The organism is Peribacillus sp. FW305-BF15 (assembly GCF_058783805.1).
The window spans coordinates 243,853-255,312 of the sequence record NZ_JBYSYV010000005.1 but is presented as its reverse complement, the minus strand read 5'-3'; the positions used below and the strand labels follow the sequence as shown (position 1 = coordinate 255,312).

At 43.0% G+C, this 11,460-nt stretch carries 12 protein-coding genes; 9 read left to right on the top strand and 3 right to left on the bottom strand.

All coding sequences use genetic code 11. The features are described from left to right. Positions 1 to 337 precede the first annotated feature (337 nt). The 6 genes from AC3WLU_RS07540 to AC3WLU_RS07515 all read left to right on the top strand — a co-directional run bounded on the left by AC3WLU_RS07540 (position 338) and on the right by AC3WLU_RS07515 (position 5,887). A complete protein-coding gene (locus AC3WLU_RS07540; protein ID WP_034311618.1) occupies positions 338 to 1,438 on the top strand; it encodes a DUF4097 family beta strand repeat-containing protein in 1,101 nt (366 codons plus the stop codon). A 520-nt stretch (positions 1,439 to 1,958) separates the two neighbouring features. After that, positions 1,959 to 2,894 carry an HPr(Ser) kinase/phosphatase gene (hprK, locus tag AC3WLU_RS07535; RefSeq protein WP_034309933.1) on the top strand — a complete coding sequence of 312 codons (936 nt, stop codon included), beginning with the start codon at positions 1,959 to 1,961 and terminating at the stop codon, positions 2,892 to 2,894. Between the two features lie 26 nt (positions 2,895 to 2,920). After that, positions 2,921 to 3,733 carry a prolipoprotein diacylglyceryl transferase gene (gene lgt, locus AC3WLU_RS07530; RefSeq protein ID WP_413000662.1) on the top strand — a complete coding sequence of 271 codons (813 nt, stop codon included), beginning with the start codon at positions 2,921 to 2,923 and terminating at the stop codon, positions 3,731 to 3,733. 27 nt (positions 3,734 to 3,760) lie between these two features. Next, positions 3,761 to 4,705, top strand: coding sequence for a nucleoside recognition domain-containing protein (locus AC3WLU_RS07525; protein ID WP_413000664.1), 945 nt, complete (start codon positions 3,761 to 3,763; stop codon positions 4,703 to 4,705). Further along, positions 4,695 to 5,372 (top strand): pyrophosphatase PpaX, encoded by a 678-nt coding sequence (ppaX, locus tag AC3WLU_RS07520; protein ID WP_492597057.1) that lies wholly within the window; start codon positions 4,695 to 4,697, stop codon positions 5,370 to 5,372. Before AC3WLU_RS07525 ends, ppaX begins: the two co-directional genes overlap by 11 nt. After that, positions 5,369 to 5,887 carry an acyltransferase gene (locus tag AC3WLU_RS07515; RefSeq protein WP_034309938.1) on the top strand — a complete coding sequence of 173 codons (519 nt, stop codon included), beginning with the start codon at positions 5,369 to 5,371 and terminating at the stop codon, positions 5,885 to 5,887. Before ppaX ends, AC3WLU_RS07515 begins: the two co-directional genes overlap by 4 nt. A 40-nt stretch (positions 5,888 to 5,927) precedes the next feature. Here the strand turns inward: AC3WLU_RS07515 and AC3WLU_RS07510 are convergent, their stop codons facing one another. The 3 genes from AC3WLU_RS07510 to AC3WLU_RS07500 form a co-directional block, all read right to left on the bottom strand. Further along, entirely contained in the window at positions 5,928 to 6,071 is a 144-nt protein-coding gene (locus AC3WLU_RS07510) for a YwzD family small protein (RefSeq protein ID WP_492597056.1), read from the bottom strand. A 78-nt stretch (positions 6,072 to 6,149) separates the two neighbouring features. Beyond that, entirely contained in the window at positions 6,150 to 6,788 is a 639-nt protein-coding gene (srtD, locus tag AC3WLU_RS07505; protein ID WP_492597061.1) for a class D sortase, LPxTATN-specific, read from the bottom strand. After that, the gene (locus tag AC3WLU_RS07500; protein ID WP_492597055.1) at positions 6,784 to 7,848 is read right to left on the bottom strand and encodes a processed acidic surface protein; all 1,065 of its coding nucleotides are present in this window, start codon (positions 7,846 to 7,848) and stop codon (positions 6,784 to 6,786) included. Before AC3WLU_RS07500 ends, srtD begins: the two co-directional genes overlap by 5 nt. Positions 7,849 to 8,313: 465 nt before the next feature. Between AC3WLU_RS07500 and AC3WLU_RS07495 the strand changes: the two genes are divergently transcribed. From AC3WLU_RS07495 to hisD, 3 genes are read left to right on the top strand one after another with little or no spacing between them, the layout of a single operon-like run. Then, positions 8,314 to 9,498: an ATP phosphoribosyltransferase regulatory subunit gene (locus AC3WLU_RS07495; RefSeq protein ID WP_034309940.1), complete on the top strand. Its 1,185-nt coding sequence runs from the start codon at positions 8,314 to 8,316 to the stop codon at positions 9,496 to 9,498. Next, a complete protein-coding gene (gene hisG / locus AC3WLU_RS07490; protein WP_440439081.1) occupies positions 9,491 to 10,120 on the top strand; it encodes an ATP phosphoribosyltransferase in 630 nt (209 codons plus the stop codon). The genes AC3WLU_RS07495 and hisG overlap by 8 nt, the downstream gene beginning before the upstream one ends. Positions 10,121 to 10,146: 26 nt before the next feature. Continuing rightward, entirely contained in the window at positions 10,147 to 11,436 is a 1,290-nt protein-coding gene (hisD, locus tag AC3WLU_RS07485) for a histidinol dehydrogenase (protein ID WP_063574704.1), read from the top strand. The last annotated feature ends 24 nt before the right edge of the window (positions 11,437 to 11,460 follow it).

Genomic DNA, 11,460 nt, shown 5'->3' with positions numbered 1-11,460 from the left:
CCTGAGTCCGATAGAATACCGAACTCAGGTCTTAGAAGCTGCTTAAATTATATGTCTAACTTTATTGGGTCAGATCAACTGGCTTTTCTTCGAGTTTATCTACAGTCTTGAACAAGCCATCAGGCTTGTTTTTTTGTAGAAAAATGACGGTGTGCATTTAATCAATCATTTGATTAAAGAATGGGAAAACAAGATATTTCCGGGGAAATCAAACATCTTCCTTTTCGGAAATTGTCATTTTCGTTTGTCGAATGATGGGAAAAACGGTATTTATGAAACTTTTTAGATATCTAGGCGTATGTATGAATAAAATGATAGAAGAAAGCGAGGAATGTTCATGCAGGAGGAAAGAAAGAAAATTTTAGAAATGATTCAGGATGGAAAGTTATCAGCGGAAGAAGCCATGGGCCTATTGGAAGAATTAGATAAAGCCAGTCAGGAAAGTGAAGCTAAAGAGCAGAAATTGCAAAATGAATTATCGACGGTAGTCGTGGATAAGAAAAGCGAAGGAAGCAATCAGGATACGTTTAAGAAGAATATCCAGTCATCGAAAGAAAAGATTATGGATTTCGTTGAAAGTGCTTTTAAGAAAATCAAAGAAACGGATCTTGATTTCAATTTCGGGAAATCTGTGGAGGTCAGTCATATTTTCCAGCATGATCAAGATTTCCTGAATGTAGTTGATGTAGATATAGCAAATGGGAAAATGAAAATCGCCGCATGGGACCATGATGATGTCCGGGTGGAATGCCAAGCTAAGGTATACCGTGTGGAAGATATAGAAGAAGCCAGGAAAAACTTTTTGGAAGAAGTCGATTTCACGATTGAAAATGGAAAATTGAAGTTCAAGGTTCGTGAAAAATCCATAAAGGTTGATACGACCATGTACATTCCAAGAAAGGAATATGAGGACATTCATGTAAGGATGTTCAATGGCGCAATCACGGCTGAATCATTGAAATCAGAGAACTTTAAAGCGAAAACGGCGAATGGTGCCATTCATATCATGCAGGGTACGGGTGATTTCTGTGAGCTTGAAACTGGTAACGGGATGATCACCATTTCAGATACCAATTTTAATGACTTGGAAGCCGAGACCTTGAATGGAGCAATTAATGCCGATGGGTACTTCAAGAAATTGGATGTCCAAACGTTCAATGGTGAAGTCATCTGTACGAATTCAGGAATGGATTGCGATTCGATCCATGCTAAGTCAGTCACTGGAAAAGTCCAGCTGACCCTGCCTCCAGGCAAGGCGATCGAAGGAGAGTTGAAATCCAATTTAGGAAGCTTTAATGTAACTTTGGAAGGGATGACCATCATCGAAGAGAAAAGTGATGTGGTTCAGAAGGTCCTTAAGTTCAAGACGGTTAAAGAAGAGGTTCCTGTGCTTCATGTTTTTGCAGAAACGAAGACTGCAGCAATAACGGTTTCCTGAAAAGGGAAGTTCACTGGCGGCGCAAAATGCAGGCAAACTCGATGGAAAACGAGTTTGCCTGCATTTTTTTATGGATTGTTCAAAATTTAATAATAAGGTTGATTGGAGAGGGAGGTACGAGACTCCTGCGGGAAAAGCGCGTCTAGGGGAGACCCCGCAGGCGCAAGCCGAGGAGGCTCCACGACCGCCTCTGGATAAGCGAGTGACTGGAGCGGAAATCAACATGCAATTTTAGCGAAACCACACCTAAGGGGGTGCTTGGAGTTGGTTCGGGAATATCATTTGATGAAGGTACGTTTTCCTATCCCTTTCGTCTCCAAAGTGAGCCGGCCAATATAAAATGGCGGGCTTTCTTTTATTTATGTTCATCCTCATCTCTTTCCTGTTCACGTGGCCAATCCGTGCGGAGTGAATAAAAAAACGATAAATCGATAATGCATTGTTTGGTTATTAACAGAAAAATGCTAAAATAGAAAAAGTATCTCAAAAAATAGCATCGCTCCAGAAGGAGGAAAGATATATGGCAAAAGTCCGTACAAAGGATATAGTAGAAGCGTTCGGTCTAGAACTTATCAGTGGGGAAGAAGGAATTAACCGACCGATCGTCACGAGTGATTTATCTCGTCCCGGACTTGAAATAGCCGGTTTTTTTGATTATTATCCAGCAGATCGAGTACAGCTTTTAGGTATGACGGAGATGTCCTTTTTTAATCGGTTGAATGAACCGGATCGAATACAGAGGATGGAAGAGTTGTGCCGGGACTTCACTCCAGGAATCATCATTACGCGTGGTCAGGAAGTGCCGATAGAATTGATTGAAGCTTCTGAGCGGGAATCCGTTCCTGTGATGAGATCCAATATGAAGACGACAAGGTTATACAGCCGTCTGACCAATTTCCTTGAAAGCAGGTTGGCGCCAACCACTGCCGTTCATGGTGTATTGGTGGATATCTATGGTTTAGGTGTGTTGATCACCGGTAAAAGCGGAGTCGGTAAAAGTGAGACAGCCCTGGAATTAGTGAAACGGGGTCATCGTCTCGTAGCCGATGACTGCGTCGAAATCAGGCAGGAAGATCAAGATACACTGGTCGGGAATGCCCCGGATTTAATCGAACATCTTCTTGAAATTAGGGGATTGGGAATCATAAATGTAATGACACTTTTTGGAGCTGGTGCAGTCCGCAGCAATAAAAAGATCTCAATCGTCATCAATCTGGAACTATGGGAAAAAAATAAGCAGTATGACCGGGTTGGCCTTGATGAAGAGAAAATGAAAATCATCGATACGGAAGTGACGAAAATTACCGTACCTGTCCGTCCAGGGCGAAATTTAGCTGTTATCATTGAAGTGGCAGCCATGAATTACCGCCTGAAACGAATGGGAGTAAATGCTGCAGAACAGTTTTCTGATCGCTTGAACCATGCCATTGCAGATCCGGAACATGATGAATTTTAAAAGGTTATAGGAAAAGAGGGGACAAAATGGAACAAGGAATACAGCCGCTGAATCCGATAGCGATTGATCTAGGGCCCATCCAGGTACATTGGTATGGGCTAATCATCGGTTTCGGTGTGTTATTGGGACTTATTATCGCATTAAGGGAGTCTGAGCGAAGAGGTCTTGATAAGGAAATATTTACTGATTTGATTTTGTTTGCTGTCCCGATCGCGATCATTAGTGCCCGTATTTATTATGTGATCTTCCAATGGGAGTACTATTCACAAAACCCGGGGGATATCATAAAAATATGGAATGGCGGAATTGCCATACATGGTGCGTTGATCGGATCGGTGCTGACTGCAATCGTTTTTGCAAAGGTCAAGAAGGTCTCATTTTGGAAGCTGGTGGATATTGCTGCACCGAGCTTATTGTTGGGGCAGGCGATTGGCCGTTGGGGTAATTTCATGAATCAGGAAGCGCATGGGGGAGAAGTAACAAGGTCATTCCTTGAAAATATGCATTTGCCTGAATTCATCATAAATCAAATGTACATAAACGGTACGTATTATCACCCGACCTTCTTGTATGAATCGATTTGGAATATCCTCGGAGTCATAATTCTCTTAAGTTTACGGAAAGTGAACTTGCGCAGGGGGGAACTGTTTTTAACCTATGTAATATGGTATTCCATCGGACGTTATTTCATCGAAGGATTGCGGACGGACAGTTTGATGCTGACGGAGTCACTGCGTATCGCACAAGTGATTTCGATAGTGTTGGTAGTTGTAGCCATTGCTTTAGTGGTCTATAGAAGGGTCCGCGGGCATTCAGACAAAAGATATTTAGATGCATAGGTAATATGTGAAAAGGGAGAGGGCATAGTGATAGTAGATTCGGTTAAAAAGGGACTTCTTTCAGGCTTGAATACAACCTGGTCTTTGGGGAAAGTGATATTTCCGGTTACTCTGATCGTCACTGTGCTTCAATATACGCCTGTATTGCCGTTCATCATCAACTTGATAGCGCCTTTGATGAATCTCATCGGTCTTCCAGGGGATGCTGCAATTCCTCTTGTATTAGGGAATTTCCTGAATTTATACGCAGCGATTGCTGGCATATTAACGCTTGATTTGACTGTGAAAGAAGTTTTTATCATCGCTATGATGCTATCTTTTTCACATAATTTATTGATTGAGTCAGGTGTGGCGATGAAAACCGGTGTCAAGCTGTGGGTCATTCTAACAGTACGGATCGGGCTTGCGCTTTTGTCCGCGGTCGTCATCAATTTTGTTTGGCAGGGCGGATCTGAAATGGCCCAAGGAACGGCTATCGGGGAGGCTGCAGAGATTAACGGAACGGGAGCAATCATTTTGCATGGGGTCATCCAGGCCCTTTCAGGAATTGGCCAGCTGGCGGTCATCGTTATTCCGCTCATGGTGGCGGTTCAAATCATGAAGGATTTAAAGTGGCTGGAAGCCTTCTCGAAGACCCTTGCTCCTTTCATGAAGGTCCTGGGGATGAAGCCGAATGCTTCCATGCCTTTCGTTACAGGCCTGACTCTCGGTTTGGCATATGGCGCAGGCGTAATGATTCAAGCGGCTAAAGAGGATAATGTTTCGAAGAAGGATATGACGATTGCATTCATCTTTTTAGTTGCCTGCCATGCTGTTGTAGAAGACACACTGATTTTTATTCCGCTGGGGATTCCGGTCTTGCCGCTGTTACTTATTCGGCTGCTCACTGCCATTGTTTTAACGATGGTCGTTGCGTATATATGGAATCGGACTGATAGGGTACAGAGAAAGGAAGCTGTATATGAACAGTAACAGTAACATAACTACATTATTATTTGATCTTGATGGTACGTTGATTAATACAAATGAATTGATCATCGCCTCTTTTACAGAAACTTTAAACCACTTTTGTCCTGGAAAGTACAAGCGGGAAGATATCATTCCATTTATCGGACCGACTTTGGTCGATACGTTTTCTTCCATTGATCCAAAACGTGTGGATGAAATGATCGCATACTATCGGAAGCATAATTGGAGGAACCATGATTTGCTTGTCACACAATTTGACGGGGTGTTCGAAACCGTTCAAACGCTGAAGCAGAGCGGTTATAAATTGGCAGTCGTTACGACAAAGAAGCGTGATGTCGTCGAAAAGGGCCTGCGTTTAAGCAAATTGGATCAGTTCTTTGAAGTGGTGGTCACACTGGATGAGGTGGAAAAGGCAAAGCCGGACCCAGAGCCTTTGGTAAAAGCTTTACATCAACTCGGTTCGGTCCCTGAAGAAGCGATCATGATTGGCGACAGTTATCATGATATCATGGGCGGGAAAAATACAGGTACAAAAACGGCAGGGGTCTCCTGGTCCATTAAAGGCCGTGAATTCCTGGAAAGCTATCACCCTGATTATATGCTTGAGCAGATGGCGGATTTATTGAATATCGTTGAGGTTGAAAAACTCACGGAGGCTAGAAAAAAATGAGGCGCACGTCCCGCTATCCAGTTGAAGGGGCCAATTCACTATGGCATGTATTTAAGACCGTTCCATTCTGGAAAGTCGTCAAGAATTTTGTGGTGATACAGATAGCGCGTTACACGCCTTTTCTGGGCATGAAGAATTGGCTATACAGGACTTTTTTACATATGAAGGTCGGGAAGCATACTTCGTTTGCCTTGATGGTCATGCCGGATGTGATGTTTCCGGAAAAAATATCGGTCGGAATAAATACTGTCATTGGCTATAATACGACGATTCTTGCTCATGAATATTTGATTCATGAATATCGTTTAGGAGAAGTAGTCATTGGCGATGAAGTATTGATTGGCGCGAATTCGACCATTCTTCCAGGACTTTCAATTGGTAATGGGGCGATTGTCTCTGCGGGGACGCTTGTCCATAAGGATGTTCCGGAGGGAGCTTTCGTTGGGGGGAATCCAATGAAAATCATATATACCAAAGAGGAAATGCTTGAGAGAGAGCAGCAAACTTCCTTATGATAAAAGAAAGGACTTGCCCTAATATGCGGCAGGTCCTTTTTTAATGGCATTTTGGGTATAACGGAGTCAGTTCATTCTTTAGATGCTCTATCACTTCGTTGATTGATATATTTTCCTGGTTCACCGTCGTATCATAGGTTTCTTTTAAAATTTGAAAAAACCTTTCCTGTGCCTGTTTTTCCATATTGAGCTTGTCCTCCTATCATCTAGTAAAGATTTATGAAGAGGGAGCTGAACGACTTCAGCCCCGCATCTCATTTATCTATTCCAATTTCAATAAATCGGCAACCAATACGTACCGTTCCGGTGCACTACCAATATATGAAAAAGGGTAGCAGGTTGTTACTGTAAGTGTGGCTTTAGGCTTGGGAACGATCACGGTACGGTCATCCGCATCGACGATACGGACCTTCCTCACTTTATATGTAAACGTACCTGCTTCTGTCTTGGCAATCAGCAAGTCACCCTCGCCGACTTCACCTAGATCTCTGAAAATTGTATCTCGATGACCGGATAAAACGGAATTATCCTTTTCACCGGGAAGGACGGAACCCGCATAATGACCGACGCCCTTTTCGAGCTCATCTTCATCCGTTCCGTGATAAATCGGGAGTGTTGCTTCGATTTTTGGGATATAAAGCTCACCCATCAAATCACCTGTCTCCGGTCGTTCTTCATATAGTTCAAGCCCATCGGGACTAACTGCTTTCGTCTTCGGTTCGGTGAGCTTAGCCGTCGCTTCCGTCGTGTCAGATTCATTCCATTTATAAAGGGCATAGCCTTTTAACAGCGTATAAGCGTTTGACGTTGTAAAATAAAAACCTAAGGTTAAAAAGCATACTGCAGTGATAAGCAACGATTTTTTCTTATGCCTGGATTGCCTGTTTTTGCTCATCTTAATTAGTGAGTCTCGCTTTTCTAATTAATCCGAAAGCGATACCCATCAACACTAAACCGCATAAAGCACCGAATAAATAATTACCTGCCGTTTTAGGAAGCACTCCGCCTTTTTCCGTTTTATGCTCAGGTTTTGCCGGTTTCTTCTTTTCTTTTTTTACCTCAGCCACTTTAGAAATGACCTCGGTGGACTGTTTTATGTCATTGCCGGTTTCTTTCACTAAATCGGAACCGATCATTTCACCAGTCAATGTAAAATCGAGCAGGAAATGGCCGTTTAAATCATAAATGGAAACTAGTAAACTAGCATTCGTCAATTCCTTAAGCTGGAATAATGCCTCAAGGGATAGGTTTGTCGTGACACCATCCTGAATTAAAGAAAATTTGAATTGAATTTGCAGCAAGCTTTGAAGATCATTATATATCGAAAGCAATTCTGCCACTTGTTCTGCAGATAATTCATCAATTGTTTCAAAATACTCGAGTTGATTCATCCTATCGGAGATCGCCATTAAACGAGATTCAAAAGAAGGGTCTTCGACGATAGGCAAAAGGTGGTTCATGAATCTGTCGAGCTCTTCGTCAGTAAGGCCGATCTCAGTAAAGAGACCATCCATTAAATCGCTGATCTCTTCCTCGTCATATTCCATCTCTTCCTCATCATAATCCATTTCCAAATCGATGATATCCTCAATGTCGTAAATGAAATGGAAGGTATCGATGATGGAATCACCCTCTTCCAGTTCGCCGTATTCCATTAATAATTCAGTAAGTTCAGCTTCTGTCATTTCATATTGTTTAAGTAGATTCTGTAAGGTCTCAGGAGTGACGGCAGGTCCTAATGTTTCACGCAACTCTTCTGCCGATTTCAGTTCATTCAATGTTAAGTCATAATAGGATAAATACTCTTCCAATTCTTCTTGCGTCATTCTAACTTCAGAAAGGTATGCATTAAGCTCATCCTGGTTGATCTTAGTTGCCGCAAAACCCTTCGTTCCGCTTGAACCCAGTGAAAAAAGAACGATAAGTGCCACAAAAAACGAAAAATATCTCTTTATTCCCATATCCCTCTAAATTTCTCTAATATTGCCAAACACCTATGTATTATAAAACAGCTAAACCAAAAGGTACACATTAATAACAATGAATGGCTAAAGATAGGAAGAAGTATCCGGGGAAAAGGGCTTAAACCGATCATGAAGAATATCCAAGACCGACGTGGTATTGAAGGAATGGGATTAGGCATATTTTCCTTGACGTGAGGTGGGGGCAGGGGTAAACTATTAATAACTTCAACCTGCTACCATATTAGCGAACTAAAGTGATTTAATAGATTATTGCGATTATTTATAGGATTATGTCATTTTATTTGATACTATTTTTATATGTTATCCGAAATTTGGATTTAAGCGTGAAAACCTTGGAAAGATAAAGGATAAACAAAATAGGGAATGGGTGCATCGGTTTTTGCCTATAGGCGGACCGATTGGATATAGATAGTAATCAATATTGCAAAAGGATGTGCAGTCGTGACAAAGCCATTTATGTTTGAAAAACCATTAGGCATGAGAGATACATTGCCGGTGCTGTATGAAACGAAAGTGTCGGCCAGAAATAAAATGAGTGATGAAATCAAGAAGTGGGGCTATCAATTTATTGAAACGCCAGCTTTGGAATATTATGAAACAATTGGCGAGGCTTCAGCAATATTGGATCAACAGTTGTTTAAACTTCTTGATTCCCAGGGGCATACGCTCGTACTCCGTCCCGAGATGACAGCGCCCATTGCACGGGTCGCAGCATCCAAACTGCTAAAACAGCAAATTCCGCTTCGCCTGGCCTATTCCGCGAATGTATACCGGGCACAGCAGCGTGAAGGAGGCAAGCCGGCAGAATTCGAACAGATTGGCATTGAATGTATCGGAAATAAGTCAATAAGTGCCGATGCTGAAATGATTGCCCTGCTTGCGGATGCTCTAAAGGCTGCAGGGCTTCAGGAATTTAAAATTTCCATTGGACATATCGGATTTCTGCAAGAGTTTTTCTTGAGCATTCTAGGTACGGAGGAAAGGGCCTCTATATTAAGGAAGTTTTTGTATGAAAAAAATTATGTTGGTTATCGCGAGCATGTTAAATCACTTCCGCTTTCATCCATTGATAAACAACGGCTTATCGAATTTACCTCCTTACGTGGCAGTGAAGGAACCATGGAAAAGGCGCTAGGGTTGGTTGAAAATAATAAAGGGCAAGATTCTTTGGCTGAACTGAAGGAATTGTCTGCACAGCTAAAAGAATTTGACGTTGAACAATATGTGAGCTTCGACCTAACATTGGTCAGTCATATGAGTTATTACACGGGAACTTTATTTGAAGTGTATGCCGGACAAGTCGGCTCTCCAATCGGCAATGGCGGCCGGTATGATAATCTGCTTGAGAAGTTCGGCTGGAATGCTTCAGCCACAGGTTTTGCAATCCGGGTGGATCGTCTTGCAGAAGCTCTTGGGGAGCCGATTCAGCCTGTCGCGCCAGAATGTATTTTATTCAGTCCCGAACGAAGGTTGGAAGCGATCGGTTTTGCAAGGGAAAAACGCTCCGAAGGTAAATCGGTAACGATTCAAGATATTACAGTCGTTCAAAATGTCGATGCTTTTACACGGACATTTTCTGAAGTTCATTTATTCGTGGGGAACGGGGGGAATGGAAAAGATGAATAATAGCTTTTTAACGATTGCCATGCCGAAAGGGAGAATATTTGAAGAAGCGGCAGAGCTATTAAGAAAGGCCGGTTTTCGTCTCCCTCCCGAGTTTGATGATTCCCGGAAATTGATCCTTGAGGTGGAAGAAGAGAATCTGCGGTTCATTTTAGCTAAACCGATGGATGTCGTAACCTATGTGGAACACGGCGTCGCTGACATTGGAATTGCAGGGAAGGATGTCATGCTTGAGGAAGAACGTGATGTCTATGAGTTACTTGATTTGAAAATCAGTGCCTGCTACTTGGCCGTAGCTGGACTGCCTGGTACGAAAATAAGTGACATCGCCCCCAAAATAGCCAGTAAATACCCGAATGTTGCTTCCAGTTATTTTCGCGAGCAGGGGGAGCAAGTCGAGATTATAAAGTTGAATGGGTCTATTGAGTTAGCACCGTTAATTGGTTTAGCTGAACGAATCGTCGATATCGTTTCAACCGGGCGGACATTGAAGGAAAACGGTCTTGTGGAATATGCGAAAATCGCCAATGTGACTTCGAGGCTGGTAGCAAACCCTGTCAGCTATCGAATTAAAGAAACAAGGATTACCGAAATCGTGGAACGGCTAGCAGAAATTATTGAATAGTAAAGAATCGCTAATGAGGTGAAGGTATGAAAATAGAACGGTTTGCTGAAGGGATTTCCCTGAAACGTTCGGTTGAAGCAGGTACTGCCGATCAAAGAAAAGCGGTTCAGGATATTATTTATGATGTCAGGAAACGCGGAAACGCGGCTTTACATACCTATACCGAACGTTTCGATGGTGTCAGTCCAGGAGAATTGCTTGTATCGGAGCAGGAAATGGAAGAAGCGACAGCGGCATTGACTGCTGAGCAGCTTGATATTATTCAAGAAGCTGCGAATAATATCCGAATGTTTCACGAGAAACAAATTCGAAATTCATGGTTTACGACTGATGATACAGGAACGATGCTAGGACAAAAATTGACACCTCTTGATGCTGTAGGTGTTTATGTACCTGGAGGCACAGCGGCCTATCCTTCGTCAGTATTGATGAATGCACTGCCTGCGAAGGCCGCGGGGGTGGAACGGATCGTTATGGTATCTCCTCCAGGGAAAGATGGGAAATTATCGCCAGCGGTTTTGGCAGCCGCCAAAATTGCCGGAGTTAAGGAAATCTATAAAGTTGGCGGGGCTCAGGCCATAGCTGCCCTCGCTTATGGGACGGAAACAATTAAGAAAGTGGATAAAATAGTGGGTCCGGGAAATATATATGTGGCGTTAGCGAAACGCGAAGTATTCGGGGATGTCGCCATTGATATGATCGCAGGTCCAAGTGAAATAGCGGTCTTGGCGGACGAAACGGCCATCGCTGCAGAAGTAGCGGCAGACTTGTTATCACAGGCGGAGCATGATGCCCGGGCTTGCAGTGTTTTGGTCACGACGTCTACATCTCTTGCAGAAGAAGTGGCAGAAGAAGTGACCAAGCAGGTGGCGTTGCTTCCGCGTCATGATATTGCTGCAGCATCGATAAGGGATTATGGAAGAATCGTTGTATGCGGGAATATGGCAGAAGCTGTTGAAGCGATTAATGAACTTGCACCGGAACATTTGGAAATTGTGACCAAAGATGCACTTGAAATCATGGCTAAAATCCGTCATGCCGGTGCAATCTTCATTGGCCGCTTTAGCTCGGAGCCCGTAGGGGATTACTTTGCAGGCCCCAATCATGTGTTGCCTACCAATGGAACCGCCCGTTTTTCCAGCCCGCTGAATGTGGATGATTTCCAAAAGAAATCGAGCATCATCATGTATAGTGAAACGGCCTTCCGCAAAAATGCAGAAAAAATCGCAGCATTTGCCCGAATGGAAGGACTTGAGGCCCATGCCCGTGCCATCGAATCACGTGGTGTGAATGAATCGGGAAAAGGTCCTGAATGATTAAATAAGTGAAATCAGTGATAT